This window comes from Lactiplantibacillus daoliensis, from assembly GCF_005405005.1.
GTDB lineage: Bacteria > Bacillota > Bacilli > Lactobacillales > Lactobacillaceae > Lactiplantibacillus > Lactiplantibacillus daoliensis.
In genome coordinates, this window is sequence record NZ_BJDH01000005.1 from 170,696 (window position 1) to 189,710 (window position 19,015).

The window sequence follows — 19,015 nt, forward strand, 5'->3', positions numbered from 1 at the left end:
AGCTTCACCTAAACTCTGATTCTTGATACAATTAACTTATTCATGACTTGTTTGGACAACGTTGCACTAAAAAAAGACTCCAGGCAAGTTTAAATCGATTAAAAATTGAGGACGTGAGCGAATGAGTATTTGGACGGATCGACATGTGACTGTCGTGGTTAGTGGCGGCATTGCGAGTTATAAGGCCTTAACGGTGATCCGATTATTAATGCATCAAGGTGCCCAGGTGCGGGTGGCGCTGACGGCTCATGCCACTGAATTCATTACGCCATTGACCTTTCAGACGCTAACGCAACAACCAGTTGCGACGGATGAGTTTGCGATGACCGACCCCGAACACGTGGTGCATGTTGCTTTGGCTGACTGGACGGATCTAATGTTGGTCGTGCCGGCAACAGCTAACCTGATTGCTAAAATGGCTACTGGTATCGCGGATGATGTGGCTACGACGACAATTTTAGCAACGACTGCGCCAAAGTACGTGGTTCCCGCCATGAATTCACATATGTTTGCGAATCCAGCGACGACCCGTAATTTAAAGCAACTTGTTGCAGATGGCATGACCGTGTTAGATCCAGCTACGGGGCTGTTAGCCGAAGGTTATGTAGGCCATGGCAGATTACCAGAACCACCCGAAATCGTGGCCTGGCTGACGTCTCAGTTACTTGCAACCGCGACTGAGTTGCCACTACATGGAAAAAAAGTCCTCGTGACGGCTGGTGGCACACGTGAGATGCTTGATCCAGTACGTTATATTTCTAACCGATCATCCGGTAAGATGGGGTATGCCCTTGCCCAAGTGGCCCGTGAAATGGGTGCCAATGTGACTTTGATCAGTGCACAAACAGCATTAACACCGCCTGAAGGAGTGCACTATGTACAAGTGACCTCTGCGGCAGAAATGTTGACTCAGGTTGAACAAGCTTTCGATGCGACCGATATTTTAGTGATGGCAGCAGCGGTCTCAGATTATCGACCGGTTGAAATGGCGGCACAAAAAATCAAAAAGCAACCGGAGATTAATGGACTGACACTCGAATTAACGGAAACGACCGATATTTTGAAAAAATTAGCTGGTCAAAAGCACAATCAATTTGTGATTGGCTTTGCGGCAGAAACCCAGCAGTTGTTGGCCAACGCAACTCGCAAATTAACCGCAAAAAAATTGGATTTGTTAGTGGCAAATGATGTCTCAAAGCCCGGTGTTGGCTTTAACGGAGAGACGAATCAAGTGACGATGTTAAGTCAGAATTTTGCACCGATTACGACCGGTGTTTTAGCCAAAAAAGCCATTGCGCGGACAGTTTTAGAAACTGCAATTGCACAAGGTGCGACGCAGAAAGTTTAAGAAAGGAAGTTTGACTTGGCTCAAATTGCACAAGTTTTGGTCGATGTTCCGACCATGCAGACTAATCGACCTTATAGTTATCAGATTCCGAGTGCTTGGCAATCCCAAGTTAAACCGGGAATGCGTGTCGTTGTGCCATTTGGTCGTGGCAAACGTCGCGTGCAAGGTTTTGTTTTAAAGTGTGACGACGTGACGACCTTCGGTGGTGATTTGAAAGCCATTGATGCGGTGGTTGACCTCGCACCAGTGCTGAACACGGAAGCCTTAGAATTAACTTCCTGGTTGGCAGCTAGTACTTTTTCATTCCAAATAACTTGTGCTCAAACCATGTTACCAGCAGTGATGCGAGCGAAATATGAAAAGTTATTGCGACCAACGTCTCAGACAACCCCAGCGATTGCCGCAAAAATTTTTCATGGTCAAACCAGTGTCGATTTTGATAGTGTGGCGACTACTGCGGCAATTGTCAGTCAGCTTTTACAACTACAGGCGGCCGGTGAGGTAGAGGTTTATTATCAAGTAAAAAACCAAGCCCATCATAAAACGCAAGTTGCCATCAAAGCGGCACTGAGTTCTGCCGAGCTGGTGACAGCTGAAACGACCGTGCGTGCCGGAGCGGCTAAACAGTTAGCCTTGTTGCATGGTTTGCAGACACTTAATGGGGAAACAATGACTCAACGTGACTTTAGTCAACGTTTTGACGTCAGTGACGCGGTGATTCGTACGGGTGAACAGAAAGGCTGGCTCGAGAAGACCGCGGTAGAAGTTTATCGTGATCCCTATGCCGCCGCAGATATTCAGCCGACGACCCCTTTGACTTTAAATGCAGAACAACAAGTGGCGGTCGATCAGATTGTGGCAGCCGTGGATCAACCAGCCACGACCACTTTTTTACTCGAAGGAGTGACTGGTAGCGGTAAGACGGAAGTTTATTTGCAATCCATTGCGGCAGCCCTAGCACAAGGTAAGACTGCGTTGATGCTTGTCCCTGAAATTTCGCTGACCCCACAAATGGTTCAGCGCGTGAAGGGGCGTTTCGGCAAAGCCGTCGCGGTATTACACAGTGGTTTATCCAGTGGTGAAAAGTATGATGAATGGCGCCGAATTCGGCGGCATGAAGCCCAAGTGGTTGTTGGGGCGCGTTCGGCGGTATTTGCACCACTGGATAATCTTGGTCTGATTATCATGGATGAAGAACATGAAAGTAGCTATAAACAAGACGATGCCCCACGTTATCATGCCCGCCAAGTGGCGCTGTGGCGCAGTCAATATCATCAGTGTCCGGTCGTCCTCGGCTCGGCAACGCCGTCGTTAGAGACACGCGCACGAGCGGAAAAAGGCGTCTATCAGCGGTTAGTCTTGGCGGATCGGGTTAATCATCGGCCGTTACCAGCAGTTTCGATTATTGACATGAAGCAGGAAATGCAGCAACACGCCGAGAGTAATTTTTCACGGGCGTTATTGGTTGCGTTACAAGACCGGTTAGATCGTCATGAACAAAGTGTGTTAATGTTAAATCGGCGTGGTTATTCATCCTTCGTGCTCTGTCGAGACTGTGGTTTCGTGCTGAAATGTCCAAATTGTGATATCTCATTGACGTTACATATGGATACGCATACGATGAAGTGTCACTACTGTGGTCATGAAGAAGCCATTCCACGGGTCTGCCCGAACTGTCATAGCCGTCAAATTCGCTACTACGGCACTGGGACAGAAAAAGTTGAAGAAGAATTGCAAAATTTGATGCCGGATGCGCGTATTATTCGGATGGATAATGATACGACCCGTAAAAAGGGTGCCCATGCCAAGCTATTAACGCAATTCGGTAGTGGTGAAGCAGATATTTTGATTGGCACGCAAATGATTGCCAAGGGGCTCGATTTTCCAAATGTCACACTGGTCGGCGTGTTGAATGCCGACACGGCGTTAGGATTACCCGATTTTCGAGCGAGTGAGCGGACTTTCCAACTGCTCACGCAAGTCAGTGGTCGCGCAGGTCGGGCCGAGAAGACTGGTCACGTGTATATTCAGACCTTTAATCCGGACCATTATGCGATTCGTTTTGCCAAGCATCATGATTATGAAGGTTTTTTCAAGTATGAAATGCAGATGCGTCATCAAGGTGGCTATCCGCCGTATTACTTTACAGTGCAAATTACGGCCAGTGATTTAGATGAAGCGGTGGCTGCCAAACGGATGTATCAACTGTTACAATGGTTAAAGCCACGTTTGACGCCAAACACGATTATTTTAGGACCAACACCCAAGCCAATTGCCCGCGTGAACCGGCGGTATTATTATCAAATTGTCATTAAATATAAACAAGAACCAAATCTAGAAAACACGTTAACGACCTTATTACAAGAGACACAGGTCCAGCAACGCCAAGGCTTACAAATTGGTATTGACGTGGAACCGTTGCATTTTATGTAACTTATTGGAGGAATTTAGGAATGACATCGATCGTTTTTATGGGGACGCCCCAATTTTCGGCGCCCATTTTAAGCAGTTTAATTGAACACAACTATGACGTGTTAGCCGTCGTGACACAACCGGATCGCAAAGTGGGTCGTAAGCATATTTTGACGGCCTCGCCAGTCAAACAAGTCGCTGTCGCTCACGATATTTTGGTCTTGCAGCCAGAAAAAATTGGTGGCAGTCCGGAAATGCAGCAAGTGATCGATTTACAGCCCGATTTAATCGTGACCGCAGCATTTGGTCAATTTTTACCAACCAAATTATTAAAGGCGGCCAAGATTGGCGCCGTGAACGTGCATGGGTCACTCTTACCGAAGTATCGTGGTGGTGCACCGGTTCAATATTCGATCATTAATGGCGAAAAGGAAACCGGGATTACGATCATTTATATGGTCAAAAAGATGGATGCCGGCGATATGCTGGCACAACGCGCAATTCCAATTACTGGCCAAGATGACACCGGTACGATGTTTGAAAAGTTGAGTGTCCTTGGACGGGATTTGTTGCTTGAGACGCTGCCTAAGTTGATTGCCGGCGAAATCCAAGCAACACCACAGCCGGAAGACCAAGTGACTTTTTCACCAACGATTAAACCAGAAGAAGAACAACTGGACTTTGACCAAACTGCGACGCAAATTGATGACAAAGTCCGTGGACTCCGCCCAGCACCAATTGCCTATGCGATTTTAGATGGCAAGCGGACGAAGTTCTGGGATGTGACGCCGTTGGACGAAACGGTTACTCAGGCGCCGGGACAAGTTGTTCGTAAAACGAAACATGAATTAGTGCTGGCAGCTGGTCAGCAAACCGCGTTAGCAGTCAATACGATTCAACCAGCTGGTAAGCCTAAGATGACCATTACAGATTTTCTGAATGGTGCAGCTGATAAATTCAATACTGGAGAGCAGGTCATTACAAAATGAGCGAAGTTGGAAACAGTCCCCGTTGGTTAGCCGTCTCGGCCTTAGCCAAAATTAAAAATGGTGCCTATTCAAATCTACAATTAAATCAGTTGATCAATCAACACATACTGGATCGGCGTGATATTAATTTGTTGACGAATATCGTCTACGGTGTGATTCAACATCGTTTGACATTGGAATATTGGCTGAAACCATTCGTTCGTCATCCGCATCAATTAGATCCCTGGGTGAACGAATTACTGTTGACGGCGTTATATCAATGGCAATACTTGGATAAAATTCCTAAACGGGCCGTCTTTAACGAAACGATTGAAATTGCTAAAGTTAAAGGTCATCCTGGGATTCGCCGCTTTGTGACGGGGGTCTTACATGAAATGGATCGCAGTGGTTTGCCAGACTTTGACGCCATTACTGATCCTGATGAACGCTTGAGTATCACATATAGCATGCCAGTTTGGTTGATTAATGAATTGCGTGATCAGTTGGGTGCCGACAAGATGCAACAAATTATTGCTTCTTTAAATCAGCCAGCTAAGCAATCCTTACGAGTTAATACGGCCGTTTCTGATGTCGAGGACGTGACGGCGGCATTGACTAATGAGGATCTGACCGTTGACTTTAGCGAAATTTCACCGATTGGTTTGATCATTACGGACGGGCAAGCCATCACGACGGATGCCATGAAGTATGGGATGTTTACGATTCAAGATGAAAGTGCGCAATTGGTCGTCCCAGCCTTAGATCCACAACCGGGTGATCGCGTCTTGGATGCCTGTGCAGCGCCTGGCGGTAAGACCACGCAGATTGCTGCGGCTTTAGACTCAGATGTTGGTGGGGAAGTCATTGCCTTAGATATTCATGCGAACAAAGTGAAGTTGATTGGCGAAAATGCCGCGCGGATGCACGTGGCCGATCGAGTGGCAGCAACCGAATTGGATGCCCGTAAAGTCGGCACAGAATTTAAGGATGAGCACTTTGACCGGATCTTAGTAGATGCCCCTTGTTCCGGTTTAGGACTCATTCGCCGGAAGCCTGAAATCCGTTACGAAAAACAACTTTCAGATAGTTTAAACTTGCAACGAATCCAACTTGAGATTTTAGACGCCGTCGCACCAACCTTAAAAAAAGGTGGTATCATGACGTATAGCACTTGTACGATTCTAAAACAAGAAAATCAGGACGTGATTGCGCAATTTTTAGCGGCTCATCCTGATTTTGACTTGATCAAGACACCAACTGAGCTGGGCTTAAAAGCGGACCGGGAGAGTGACACTTTGTCGATCTATCCAGACGATTACCTTTCAGATGGCTTTTTCATTGCTTGTTTACGAAAAAAATAACAGTGGAGTGGTGAACCGTGAATTTTGCATATCGGTCTGATATCGGCCAACAACGCGAAGAAAATGAAGATTATGTCGGGGTTTTTAAAAATAAAGCAGGCGTTCAGTTTGCCATTGTTGCAGATGGGATTGGTGGTCACCAAGGTGGCGACGTGGCTTCAGAGATGGCAGTGTCTCACATGGGCTACCGATTCGAGAATACGACTTTTGATCAACCAACTGCTGCCGTTAAATGGCTAGCTGCTGAAGTTCAAGATGAAAATCAACATATTATTGAAAAAGCGCGCGAATTTTCAGATTTAAATGGCATGGGGACCACAATGGTGGCTGCCTTGATTTTTAATGATGAATTTTTGATGGCTAATATCGGCGATAGTCGGGGCTACCTGTTCCGCAACGGTGAGTTACAACAATTGACTGAAGATCATTCCTTGGTGAATGAACTAGTCAAGCGGGGTGAAATTTCCGCGGAACAAGCGCGTCAACATCCACAAAAAAACATTATTACGCGGACGTTAGGAATTTCACCGGATGCCGATATTGATACGAATCTCTACCAAATGCAGCCTGATGATCAACTTCTATTGTGTTCGGACGGCTTGACCAATATGGTGACGGATGAACAACTGACCACTGTTTTACAAAGTGACGATCAAACGGCCACTGAAAAATGTGAGACCTTGATTAAACTAGCAAATACGGCTGGTGGGGCGGATAATATTACCGCCTTGATCGTGGTCGTTGACGGTGAGGTGGCCAGTAAATGACACCTAACTACACACTTAGCGGACGGTATCGAATTATCCGGTCCTTAGGTGAAGGTGGGATGGCGAATGTTTACTTGGCGCATGACTTAATATTGGATCGTGATGTGGCGGTCAAATTGCTACGCTTGGATTTACGTGATGATCCTAAGACCATCAAACGATTCCAGCGTGAGGCGTTGGCAACCACAGAATTGGTCCACCCACACATTGTGAGTCTATATGATGTCGGCGAAGAAAATGGGATGCAGTACTTGGTCATGGAGTACGTGAAAGGAATGGACCTTAAGAACTATATTAAGGCACATTTCCCGTTACCACTCCAGCAAGTGATTGACATCATGGAACAGATATTAAGTGCGGTGGCAACCGCGCATGCGCACAACATTATTCATCGGGATCTCAAACCGCAAAACATTTTAATCGATGAACAGGGTAATGCCAAAATTACGGACTTTGGCATTGCGGTCGCGTTATCGGAACATACGATGACGCAGACCAATACAATTCTAGGCTCCGTGCATTATCTGTCACCTGAACAGGCACGTGGTAGTATGGCAACGAAGCAGTCAGATATTTATTCATTAGGAATCATCTTATATGAAATGCTGACTGGTTCGGTTCCCTTCAAGGGTGAAACTGCGGTTTCGATTGCGCTAAAACACTTTCAAAATGAAATTCCTTCGGTTCGCGAGTTTGATGCGGCGATTCCTCAAGCCTTAGAAAATGTTGTGCTCCGGGCAACGGCTAAGGATCCACGGGACCGTTATGCCACGGTTGCGGATATGGCGAGTGATCTGTTGACGACCCTGTCGGAATCCCGGGTTGGTGAAAAACGGTTTGAACCAGCAGACTTAGGCAATGATGAAACTAAAATCATGCCGAGTGCTGATATTGCAGCCGCCATTGCAGCCAACCGGCGTGCTGACGCTGCTAAGAAAGACCGGCAGCCAACGCCGAAAACGCCCCATCAGCAATCAAAACCGACCGATGAGGTGAAAAACGAGGCACCGCTGCCAAAGCGGTCCTGGTCTAAACGTCATCCGATTCGTCGGCGCATCATCTTATATGGGTCGATTGCGATTTTGCTAATTGTCGCGATTGTTGTCGGGCTTGAATTGAGTCGACCTCAGATGACTACGGTACCGAAATTAACAGGAATGACGCAAGCTCAAGCAACCAAAGTGTTGGCGAAACGGCAATTGTCAGTTGGCACGATCAAGCATGCGAAGAGTAATGAAGTCGCTAAAAATGAAATTATTAAAAGCACGCCTGGTAGTAAGCAGTCGGTTCAACAACGGTCGCGCATTAGTCTCACCATTAGTAATGGCGAAAAAAAGGTTAACTTTGGCAACTATGTGAACGAAAATTATGCAGATGTTAAATCTACACTTTCGTCGGTTGGTTTTAAGGTCAAACAACGGTTCAGTACTTCTGATGTCGCGGCAGGCCAGATTGTTAGCCAAGATGTTGTTGCAGGGAGTTCGGTCTTGCCAACCAATACCACGGTGACGTTTACCGTGAGTGCTGGTAGCCGCTACGTGGCCTTGCGAGATCTGACGGGCGAAAGTCAATCAGATATTGTGAATTATGCCACGGCTAATCGTATTAACGTGACGTTTAAGCAAGGATACTCTGATGATCAGAAAGCGGGGTATTCGTATGACCAAGATCCAGAAGGCGGCGCGTCGGTTCGGGCTGGTTCAACGGTGACGGTCAATATGTCTAAAGGGTCGCAACCTGCCAATGCCGATTTGGCAGAAAGCTTTAAAGTTAAGGTGAAAATTCCTTATCAATCGCTGAATACGGCGACAGCCACGGCCAATGATGTGAAAATTTACTTGGAAGACGACAGTCATGTGATTGGGAGCTTATACCGTGAGATTACGATTACCGATAACACTCGGGTCAGCTTGCCTTTCCAATTGACAGGATCGCAAACGGGTAAATATCGGATCGTGCGCAATGGTGTCACCATCGCAGAGAAAAACAAAATTACGAATAAAGATGCGTCCAATTAAAAATAAAGAGTTTAGGTCCAAACCTGAACTCTTTTTTTGGTACAATAGACCCAGTGAGAGTTAAAGTGGATCGACCCAAAACAAAAAATAAGGTGGTGCAAGTTTGAAAACAGGACAAATTCGGCAATCTTTGAGTGGTTTTTACGATGTCTACGCGGATGGGCAACTCTATCGAACCCGTGCACGGGGTAATTTTCGCAAACGCGGCTTGACGCCATTAGTCGGCGATCAGGTGGCCTTTGATGCACCAACGCAGCAGGAGGGCTATATCTTAAAACTCTTAGCACGGCAGACAGAACTTGTCCGACCACCCGTTGCAAATGTTGATTTGGCAATCGTGGTTACGGCAACAACGACGCAGGAATTTTCAACGAATCTGTTGGACCGGCAGTTGGTTGCGCTGGAAGTCGCTGGGATTCAATCGGTTATTTATATGGCCAAGACTGACTTGTTAAGCGAGACCGAATTTGCCGAGCGTCAAAAGTTAGCTGAGGCATACCAGGCCATTGGTTATCAAGTCATTATCGAACGGGCCGCCTTTGATCCAGCTGCGTTGACAGCGGTTAAATCGGCGTTGGCTGGCCATGTTGCTGTCGTGATGGGTCAAACCGGGGCTGGCAAGTCGACGTTGTTGAATCACTTGCAACCTGGCTTAGATTTGGCGACTGGTGAGATCTCACAAGCGTTAAATCGTGGGAAACATACGACGCGTAAAGTAAGCTTGATTGAAATTGCGGATGGGTTAGTTGCGGATACCCCAGGTTTTTCGTCCTATGAAGTGTTTGATATTCCGGCAACAGATTTAACTCATTATTTTCCAGAATTTGTGCAGTTAAGTGCGGATTGTAAGTATCGTGGTTGCGTGCATATCAATGAACCCAAGTGTGCGGTTAAGGCTGCATTAGCTGCTGGGACAATCCTGCAAAGTCGTTATGACAATTATTTGCAATTCTATGAAACGATTAAGAATAAAAAAGTTATTTATAATAAGAAAAAGTGAGTGAAGCTGATGATTAAAGTTGCGCCTTCAATTTTAAGTGCGAATTTTGCAAATCTACAACCAGACGTTGAACTAGTGGAAAAAGCCGGTGCGGATGCGTTGCATATCGACGTCATGGACGGTCAATTTGTCCCCAATTTATCGTTTGGGATGAGCACGGTGGCCGCAATCCGGCCAATCACCTCGTTGACCTTGGACTGCCATTTGATGATTGTGGAACCAGAGCGGTTTGTCGAACAGTTTGCCCAAGCTGGGGCAGACTTAATTGGCGTACATGTTGAAAGTACGCGGCATATTTATCATGTCTTACAACTGATTAAGCAGGCTGGGGCAAAAGCCGAAGTCGTGGTTAACCCTGGGACACCCTTAAGCATGATTGAATCGGTGTTGCCACTCGTTGACCAGGTATTGATTATGACGGTTAACCCCGGTTTTGGTGGTCAACATTTCCTAGCACCGATGATTGAAAAAATTCAAGCGTTGGCACAATTAAAACAGCAACATGGCTATCAGTTCGATATCGAGGTTGACGGTGGGATTAATGGCCAGACGGTTAAGTTGGTCTATGATGCCGGCGCAACTGTTGCAGTGGCCGGCTCTTATGTTTATGGGAGTGCTGATCCGGCACAACGGATTCAGGACTTGAAGGTGGCGACGAACTAATGACCATTGTGAATTTGTTGGTCGGGGGACCGACGGCGAATTGGCCCGCAAACCTAGCTCAGATTCCTGGGCCGTGGGTCGGCGCTGATCGGGGTGCGCTCCGTTTGGTCAAATTGGGGATACAGCCAGTGATGGTCGTTGGGGATTTTGATTCCATCAACCGTACAGAATTACAAACGGTGAAGGCAGCGATTGACGGGTCGGTGATTGTTAAACCGGACCAAGATCATACGGATACCCAACTAGCAGTCAAATCAATTTTTGAACAGTTACAGCCTGATGAACTACACATTTATGGGGCAACTGGCGGTCGGATTGATCATTTATTAGCGAATCTTTGGCTAGTACTCGAGCCATTCTTTCGAGCATGGGCACCCAAAATTACCTTAATTGACCGTCAGAATACGATTCGTTATTTTTTACCGGGCGACTATACAATTTCTAAAGAACCAGATAAAACTTATTTGGCGTTTGTCCCGTTAATGCCCATGAAGTTAACCTTGGCGGATGAAAAGTATCCGTTGACTGGTGCGACAAATGAGTATCCAATTTCTTGGGCAAGCAATGAGTTTGTTGGTGAAAAGGGACATTTCAGTTTCGATACCGGCGTATTAGCCGTGATTCAGAGCTGTGATGCAGACTAAGTATTGTTAAATTAAAAGGTCGAGACAACTTGGAACATCCAAGGGTCTCGACCTTTTGATAATTGACTAAAGATTGAAAGACTCAAAAAACGTCACAGTACTAGTAACATTTACGTCTAAAGTAGCCTTGTCTAAATTTAGCGCTCCGTCAGTCAAAACCGGTGTGCTGTGGGGAACGGCGCCAGCCAAGGTGCGGTCTGACGCCTCAATTCCAAGCCGATAAAACACGTCTTTGAATTGCCCCGCGAGATTGGTCAGCCAAGAACGCTGACTCATCTTGCCGACACTGCACATCGATTTTGATTGACTCCGCTTAGCGTAAGTAACGTTTTTATCCAAAAAAGAACTACTGATTAGCTGGAGGTTGTTGCTGATAGCATCGGACGTGCAGGTGGCGTTAGACCGGCGTTTCTTGTGCCGGCCTTACACCACGGACGGTCCGGGAGATTTGCGGTTTTGGCAAAGCTTTCGAGCGAGGCTCAAGACGTTCCTGAGGCTTGAACCGGTCCCTCGTCCGCATGTTATCGGCAACAACCGGAAGCGGCAACTTTTAACTTATAACTTTCAACCCTTAGTTTAAAATCAGAAAAATGACAAGCACTTCGAAAAAGGCTTGCCAGATTATAAACTTTATAAAATTCACCACTCGAAAGTTGCCGAAAAGGGCAACAAAAAACGCCACTCGCAAAAAAATGCGGTGACGGTTTGCTGCGCTAAACGCGCGTTACTTTACCTGATTTCAAAGTCCGAGCTGAAACCCAAACCTTCTTTGGTTTACCATCAACTAAAATGCGAACTTTTTGCAAGTTAGCTTTCCAGCTGCGGCGGCTGTGGTTCAAAGCGTGAGAACGCGAGTTACCAAAGTGCGTCCGCTTGCCTGTAACGAAGTCTTTTGCCATGTTGATCTGCCTCCTTCGGTAATCATTGATAAAAGGTCGATGCTTTATCATTCACTAGAATAATTTATCATAGATTAATAAAGGTTGCAATACATTTCTATCAAGTAATTTTACTTTACTGCTAAATTCCGTTAATTCGGGCTTCCTGAAAGACAGTCGTGTAATTTTTCTTTCATGAAGGGTTGTGCTATGATAAACTATCGTAAATGAGCGCGTTAAAACAAGGAGGCTATTTTCATGGCTGTCAAAATCAAAACGCAATTTGGAACAATCGACATCGATAATGATGTGATTGCGACAGTAGTTGGCGGTGCCGCTACGGATAACTACGGGGTTGTCGGCATGGCTAGTCGTAATCAAATTCGTGATAATTTAAATGAAATTTTACGCCGCGAAAACTTTGCACGTGGCGTCGTGGTACGGCAGGAAGATAATGGCGTGGCCATCGAAGTTAATATTATCGTGAGCTATGGGACTAAAATCTCAGAAGTCTCACGAAATGTCCAAGCCAAGGTCAAATATAACTTACAAAATATGCTTGGCGTTGCGGCCAATTCGGTCAACGTCATTGTCCAAGGTGTTCGGGTAATGAACGACTAATCGATATTGGTGTGAGCCAAGGAGGAATTTTGAAATTGAAAATCACCAAGATAACTAATCTTGAGTTTGGCAAAATGGTGCAAGCTGCTTCACAAAAGTTGAACCAACGTGCCGAATTCATTAATTCTTTGAACGTTTTTCCGGTTCCCGATGGGGATACTGGGACTAATATGAGTTTATCCATGGCCAGTGGGGCCAAGTATGAACGGGATGAGACCAGCACACAAGTTGGCGATTTAGCGTCTGCTTTAGCCAAGGGGCTATTAATGGGTGCTCGTGGTAATTCCGGCGTTATTTTATCGCAAATTTTTCGGGGCTTTTCGAAAAATGTTGCTGGTAAAGATGTTTTAACTGCGGATGATTTAGCACAAGCTTTCGCTGCAGGGGCTCAGACGGCCTATAAGGCAGTTATGAAGCCGACTGAAGGAACGATTCTGACCGTTATCCGCAAAGCTGCTGGTGCTGGTAAAGAAGCTGTCAAAACGACCGATGATATTTGTGAGGTCATGGTGGCCATCGTGGATGCTGCCGAAGCCGCTTTGAAGTCAACGCCAGACCTCTTGCCAGTCTTGAAGCAAGTTGGCGTGGTTGATTCTGGTGGTCAAGGGTTGACTTTTGTCTTAGAAGCATTCAGCGACTCTCTGAGTGGCAAGATTGACGAATCACAAGACTATATACCCGATGATGCGGAAATGGACTCCATGATCGACGCTGCGCATCATCAGAGTGTCCAAGGTCAATTGGATCCTAACGATATTAAGTATGGTTACTGTACTGAAATTATGGTGCGGATCGGTGATGGTAAGTTAGTTGATCATGACTTCGATTACGATACCTTCTATGATTATTTGGCAAAATTAGGTGATTCTTTATTGGTCATCAATGATGACGAAATTGTCAAAGTACATGTCCATACGGAACATCCCGGCGATGTCATGACTTGGGGCCAACGTTTTGGGGCTTTAATTAAGGTTAAAGTCGATAACATGCGGCTACAACAAGAAACCATTATGGAACATGATCATGAAGCCGAAGCTGCTGCGCCGGTTGCTGAACCAGTTGGGCAACCTAAACCTGACATGCATGGCTATGCCATCATTTCAGTTGCTTCTGGTGACGGAATTGGCAAGTTGTTTAAGGGCTTAGGGGTGACGGATATTATTGCCGGTGGTCAAACGATGAATCCAAGCACGGCCGACATTGTTAAAGCGGTTAATGCTAGTGGTGCGGACAAGGCTTTGGTTTTACCGAACAACAAGAATATTTTCTTGGCCGCTGAACAAGCTGCTGATGTGGCTGATATTCCGGTTGAAATTGTGCACAGCAAAACGGTTTCACAAGGGATGACAGCAATGTTAGCCTTTAATCCAGAAGCTGAACTTGCCGATAACCAAGCTGAAATGGAAGACACTTTGGATACGGTCGTTAGTGGTCAAGTCACGCATGCGGTGCGTGATACAACCATTAACGGCATGGCAATCCGTAAAGATGACTACATGGGCTTAGTTGATGGCGATATCGTGGTTACTGACCCTAGTCGGGAAACCGCGACGATCGATATGGTCAAACACATGTTGGATGAAGATAGTGAATTGGTCACGATTATTTATGGTGCCGATGCCACCAAGGCAGACGCTGATAAGTTATCGACTGCTATTCAGGAACTCGATGATGAACTTGAAATCGAAATTCACGAAGGTGACCAACCAGTTTATCCATTCTTAGTGTCAGTTGAATAATAATTAAAGCTGTTTAAACGGGTCCAGACGTCAAAGTCTACGGCCCGTTTTTAGATTTTTCGACTAATAGTTTGGTATAATTAAGAGAAATTCAGTTGAAAGGGGATTTTTAGGATGACCAAAGCATTAACGGATCCGGTGGGGTTGTTAGCCGGCGTTGGACCGGCGCGGCAAAAAGCGCTGGCTGAACTCGGTATTAATACAGTGGCGGACCTGTTAACTTATTACCCCTTTCGTTATGACGATCTCCAGGTCAAAGATATTAATGAAATTGCGGATCAAGAAAAGGTGACATTGAAAGGGACGGTCGCGTCCGAGCCAGTGTTAGCCCGCTTTGGCCGTAAAAAGAATCGACTTAATTTCCGGTTGTTGATCGATCACGATGTGTATATGGTGACCTTTTTCAATCAGCCTTATCTGATGAAACAGATTGAAACAGGACAGCCAATGGCCGTTTATGGCAAATGGGATGCTAAGCGTAGCAGCATTACCGGGATGAAGATTATCAATCCTAACAACGCTGAAGAAGCGTTTGGCTCGATTTATCCGGCCAGCAAGGCAATTAAACAGGGAACCATTCAGAAGCTGGTTAAACAAGCCTATGAAGCGTATGAGGACGTGATCGTGGATGTCGTTCCAGCACCTCTAAGTGCTAAATATCGACTGTTGCCGCGGCAACAAATGATTCACGACATGCATTTTCCTATCAGTCAGGAAGCTTCGGCGGCTGCTCGCCGCTCAGCAACCTATGAGGAATTTTTAGTGTTTCAGATGCAGATGCAAGTTTTGAAGCGTTCTGACCATGACACGGATGGCATTGCCATTCACTATGACAATGAATTGCTGAAAGCCTTTATCAAAACATTACCGTTTGAATTGACGCAGGCGCAAAAACGGGTCGTCAATGAAATCTGTTTAGATTTAAAATCATCGAAGCATATGAATCGGTTGTTGCAAGGGGATGTTGGCTCTGGGAAGACTATCGTGGCGGCAATTGTGATGTACGCTGCGATTACAGCTGGCTACCAAGCGGCATTAATGGCGCCCACAGAAATTTTAGCCGAGCAACATGCGAACAATCTGGCGAAAGTCTTTGCGAAGACACCCGTGAATGTCGCCTTGTTGACCGGTTCCACCAAACCCGCTGCTCGTAAGACGCTTTTGGCTGCACTGGCGGCTGGTGAAATTAATTTGCTGATTGGGACACATGCCTTGATTCAAGATGGCGTCAACTATGCTAACTTGGGCTTGGTTATTACAGATGAGCAACATCGCTTTGGGGTCAATCAACGAGCCGCTTTTCGTCAAAAAGGTGGTCAACCCGACGCATTAGCGATGACTGCCACGCCAATTCCAAGAACATTGGCAATCACAGCGTACGGTGAAATGGACGTCTCTGAGATTGACGAACTGCCGGCTGGTCGTCAGCCAATTCAGACGACATGGGTTCGAAGTAATCAAGCTAACAATGCCTTGGATTTTGTCCGCAAACAATTGGCTGCTGGGTCACAAGTTTATGTGGTGACGCCGCTGATTGAGGAGTCGGAAACGCTTGACGTTAAGAATGCCGAAGCGTTGTCGGAGAACTTACAGGACTACTTTGCGCCAGATTATACGGTTGGCTTGTTGCATGGTCGTATGAAGCCTGATGAAAAAGAAGCGGTCATGGCTGATTTTAAGGCTGGCAAGACGCAACTGTTAGTTTCAACCACTGTGATTGAAGTGGGTGTCGATGTTAAAAATGCGACCGTCATGATGATTTATGATGCGGATCGTTTTGGATTGGCACAGTTGCATCAATTACGTGGCCGAGTCGGTCGGGGTAAAAAGGCCTCATACTGTATTTTAGTGGCCGATCCTAAAAATCAGCAGGGGATTGAACGCATGCAGATCATGACTGAAACGACTAACGGTTTTGTGTTGGCGCAAAAAGATCTGGAGCTGCGTGGCTCTGGGGAAGTTCTGGGTGTGAAACAATCAGGGATGCCATCTTTCAAGGTGGGAGATCCAATTGCGGATTTGAACGTTTTACAAGTCGCACAGCAAGATGCGCATGCAATTGTGGCGACGCCGGCTTGGGAACAACAACCGGAAAATCAAGCATTAGCACGTTATTTAAAAGGAAAATTAGCAGCAGTCGGCACGTTAGACTAGCTGAACTCGAGAGGAAATGGTGATAAACATGGTCAAAATTGCGATTGATGCGATGGGCGGCGATTATGCCCCGGAAGCAGTGATTGAAGGGGTCGAACAAGCTCGTGATTTATTTGAAGATACAGTATTCTTACTTTACGGCAAACGTGAGGTCATCAATCAACACCTTAAAAATCGGGATCGTATTCAAGTAATTAATGCGGATGAAGTGATTACAATGGAAGATGAACCCGTTCGCGCGGTCCGGCGTAAGAAAAATTCATCAATCGTGATGGCGGCAACCGCAGTCAAAGAAGGTCAAGCAGATGCCTTTTTTTCAGCTGGGAATTCTGGCGCAGTTTTAGCGGCCGGTTTATTTATTGTTGGACGGATCAAGGGGATTGATCGTCCTGGCTTAGTGACAGCACTACCAGTTGTTCGTAATGCTAAGCAGTCAAATTTTGTCATGATGGATATTGGGGCCAATGCTGATAGCAAACCAGTTAATTTGCAACAATATGCCGTGTTAGGGACCTATTATGCTGAGCGGATGATGAAAGCCCAATCGCCTCGAGTGGCTTTATTGAATAATGGGACGGAAGATGACAAGGGTAATAAGGTACACAAAGCTGCCTTTGAGTTGTTGCAGCAGACCGCTGATATTAATTTTATTGGGAACGTTGAATCACGGGACTTATTAAACGGTGTCGCGGATGTTGTCGTGACTGATGGGTTTACCGGGAATGCGGTTTTAAAGAGTATTGAAGGTACCGCCCGCTCGATGTTGGGCTTGGTTAAAGATGCGGTTTACAATACGGGTGTTAGCGGTAAATTGGGTGGCTTATTGCTCAAAAATGGGTTTAATCAAATTCGTTCACAAATGGACTATTCACAGTATGGTGGGGCTGTTTTGCTTGGCTTGAAAGCGCCAGTCGTCAAGGCCCACGGATCTAGTAAAGCCACGACAATCGTGAACACAATTCGCCAGATCCGTCAGATGGTGGCAACGGATATTGTGCCCGGTGTCGCGGCTTACTATGCGAATCAGCAAGCAAATCAACAGGCAAGTGTAGACAAGTCCGTCGAAAACGATTAAAATACTTTAGTGAATTCAAGTTAGTGAGGGATATTTGCATGACAAAAGAAGAAATTTTCAACAAAATTGCGGCCATTATTGCCGACCGTTTTGAAGTTGATCAAAGTACCGTAACCAATGAAATAAATTTGGAACAAGATTTAGATGCTGATTCAATCGATTTCGTTGAATTTGTCTTGGAACTTGAAGACACCTTTGGCAGCGAAATTTCTGATGAAGATGCTGAAAAATTAAATACGGTTGGCGAAGTTGTTGATTATATCGCAGCGCGTCAAGCCAAATAGGATGCCGATCTGAGGCATTATACTAAAAAGCAGGCCAATTCGGGCCTGCTTTTTAGTTACAGTCAGTGTGACTGGTTGACGGAATCATGACCGCTATTAACAAAAAATTGTTATTAAATGACCAATCATAGTATAATAGTTCCACGTATCGGGTTTAACGAATAGAAAGGATGTAAGCAATGATAACTGAATTAGCAGCAATGTTACAGGAACGTTTTGGGATTGTGTTTAAGAATCCAGATTTATTGGCTGAAGCGTTCACGCAAGCGTCATATGTTAATGAACACCAAGATCAAAAGTTAAAGTATTATGAACGAGTCGAATTTTTGGGGGATGCCGTCTTAGAATTAGCGGTTTCTGAGTATTTATACAAGCGTTATAAAGACATGCCCCAAGGCAAGTTGACTCGCCTGCGAGCGGCAATGGTTTGTGAAGATAGCTTTGCCAGTTTCGCGCGTGAGTGTGATTTTCCCCAGTATATTCGTTTAGGTAAAGGTGAACAGAAAGCTAAAGCTTGGGAACGGGACTCATTATTATGTGACATTTTTGAATCCTTTGTCGGCGCTTTGTATTTGGACCAAGGCCGTGAACCAGTCCTGGCATTCGTCCACAAAGTGATCTTTCCAAAACTGGATGAAGGGCGCTTTGACGGGGTTTTCGATTATAAGACAACCTTACAAGAATATTTACAACAAGCTGGCGATGTTGAGATTGACTACGAGTTAGTTGAACAAGATGGTCCAGCCAATGAACGGTCCTATGAAATTGCCGTTTCGGCCAATGGTCGTCAAATTGGTGAAGGCCGTGGGCATTCTAAAAAGGAAGCCGAACAAAGTGCAGCCCGTCAGGCTTACACGAAATTACAACAAAGTAACTAAAGGTTGAGAGTTGAAAGTTGCCGGTCTGTGCCACTACGTCAATAATCAGACATTCCGGTTGTTACTGATAACATACGGACGAGGGACCGGTTCAAGCCTAAAAAACGTCTTGAACCTCGTCTGGAAGCTTTGCCAAAATCGCAAATCTCCCAGACCGTCCGTGGTGTAAGGCCGGCAAAAAGCGCCGGTCAAACGCCACTTACAC

At 45.9% G+C, this 19,015-nt stretch carries 16 protein-coding genes; 15 read left to right on the top strand and 1 reads right to left on the bottom strand.

Features of this window, described 5'->3' with window-relative positions; all coding sequences use genetic code 11:
- The first annotated feature begins 121 nt into the window (after positions 1-121).
- The 9 genes from coaBC to FFM64_RS08100 all read left to right on the top strand — a co-directional run bounded on the left by coaBC (position 122) and on the right by FFM64_RS08100 (position 11,181).
- Positions 122-1,348 (top strand): bifunctional phosphopantothenoylcysteine decarboxylase/phosphopantothenate--cysteine ligase CoaBC, encoded by a 1,227-nt coding sequence (gene coaBC, locus FFM64_RS08060; RefSeq protein ID WP_137607494.1) that lies wholly within the window; start codon positions 122-124, stop codon positions 1,346-1,348.
- A 15-nt stretch (positions 1,349-1,363) separates the two neighbouring features.
- A complete protein-coding gene (gene priA, locus FFM64_RS08065; protein WP_137607495.1) occupies positions 1,364-3,781 on the top strand; it encodes a primosomal protein N' in 2,418 nt (805 codons plus the stop codon).
- A gap of 20 nt (positions 3,782-3,801) precedes the next feature.
- On the top strand, positions 3,802-4,749 hold the full coding sequence (gene fmt, locus FFM64_RS08070; RefSeq protein ID WP_137607496.1) for a methionyl-tRNA formyltransferase: 948 nt from the start codon (positions 3,802-3,804) through the stop codon (positions 4,747-4,749).
- The gene (gene rsmB / locus FFM64_RS08075) at positions 4,746-6,089 is read left to right on the top strand and encodes a 16S rRNA (cytosine(967)-C(5))-methyltransferase RsmB (protein ID WP_137607497.1); all 1,344 of its coding nucleotides are present in this window, start codon (positions 4,746-4,748) and stop codon (positions 6,087-6,089) included. Before fmt ends, rsmB begins: the two co-directional genes overlap by 4 nt.
- Positions 6,090-6,106: 17 nt before the next feature.
- On the top strand, positions 6,107-6,856 hold the full coding sequence (locus tag FFM64_RS08080) for a Stp1/IreP family PP2C-type Ser/Thr phosphatase (protein WP_137607498.1): 750 nt from the start codon (positions 6,107-6,109) through the stop codon (positions 6,854-6,856).
- Positions 6,853-8,874, top strand: coding sequence for a Stk1 family PASTA domain-containing Ser/Thr kinase (gene pknB / locus FFM64_RS08085; RefSeq protein ID WP_137607499.1), 2,022 nt, complete (start codon positions 6,853-6,855; stop codon positions 8,872-8,874). Before FFM64_RS08080 ends, pknB begins: the two co-directional genes overlap by 4 nt.
- A 103-nt stretch (positions 8,875-8,977) precedes the next feature.
- The gene (gene rsgA / locus FFM64_RS08090; RefSeq protein ID WP_137607500.1) at positions 8,978-9,874 is read left to right on the top strand and encodes a ribosome small subunit-dependent GTPase A; all 897 of its coding nucleotides are present in this window, start codon (positions 8,978-8,980) and stop codon (positions 9,872-9,874) included.
- Positions 9,875-9,883: 9 nt separating this feature from the next.
- A complete protein-coding gene (gene rpe, locus FFM64_RS08095) occupies positions 9,884-10,537 on the top strand; it encodes a ribulose-phosphate 3-epimerase (RefSeq protein WP_137607501.1) in 654 nt (217 codons plus the stop codon).
- A complete protein-coding gene (locus tag FFM64_RS08100; RefSeq protein ID WP_137607502.1) occupies positions 10,537-11,181 on the top strand; it encodes a thiamine diphosphokinase in 645 nt (214 codons plus the stop codon). Before rpe ends, FFM64_RS08100 begins: the two co-directional genes overlap by 1 nt.
- Before the next feature lie 713 nt (positions 11,182-11,894).
- Here the strand turns inward: FFM64_RS08100 and rpmB are convergent.
- The gene (rpmB, locus tag FFM64_RS08105) at positions 11,895-12,080 is read right to left on the bottom strand and encodes a 50S ribosomal protein L28 (RefSeq protein ID WP_137607503.1); all 186 of its coding nucleotides are present in this window, start codon (positions 12,078-12,080) and stop codon (positions 11,895-11,897) included.
- Between the two features lie 237 nt (positions 12,081-12,317).
- Here rpmB and FFM64_RS08110 point away from each other — a divergent pair, with 237 nt between their 5' ends.
- The 6 genes from FFM64_RS08110 (at position 12,318) to rnc (ending at position 18,810) form a co-directional block, all read left to right on the top strand.
- On the top strand, positions 12,318-12,680 hold the full coding sequence (locus FFM64_RS08110) for an Asp23/Gls24 family envelope stress response protein (protein ID WP_105448342.1): 363 nt from the start codon (positions 12,318-12,320) through the stop codon (positions 12,678-12,680).
- Positions 12,681-12,715: 35 nt separating this feature from the next.
- A complete protein-coding gene (locus tag FFM64_RS08115; RefSeq protein ID WP_137607504.1) occupies positions 12,716-14,419 on the top strand; it encodes a DAK2 domain-containing protein in 1,704 nt (567 codons plus the stop codon).
- A gap of 114 nt (positions 14,420-14,533) precedes the next feature.
- The gene (gene recG, locus FFM64_RS08120; protein WP_137607505.1) at positions 14,534-16,573 is read left to right on the top strand and encodes an ATP-dependent DNA helicase RecG; all 2,040 of its coding nucleotides are present in this window, start codon (positions 14,534-14,536) and stop codon (positions 16,571-16,573) included.
- A 28-nt stretch (positions 16,574-16,601) separates the two neighbouring features.
- Positions 16,602-17,648 carry a phosphate acyltransferase PlsX gene (plsX, locus tag FFM64_RS08125; RefSeq protein ID WP_137607506.1) on the top strand — a complete coding sequence of 349 codons (1,047 nt, stop codon included), beginning with the start codon at positions 16,602-16,604 and terminating at the stop codon, positions 17,646-17,648.
- A gap of 38 nt (positions 17,649-17,686) precedes the next feature.
- Entirely contained in the window at positions 17,687-17,932 is a 246-nt protein-coding gene (gene acpP, locus FFM64_RS08130) for an acyl carrier protein (protein WP_137607507.1), read from the top strand.
- 179 nt (positions 17,933-18,111) lie between these two features.
- The gene (gene rnc / locus FFM64_RS08135; RefSeq protein WP_137607508.1) at positions 18,112-18,810 is read left to right on the top strand and encodes a ribonuclease III; all 699 of its coding nucleotides are present in this window, start codon (positions 18,112-18,114) and stop codon (positions 18,808-18,810) included.
- Positions 18,811-19,015: the final 205 nt, after the last annotated feature.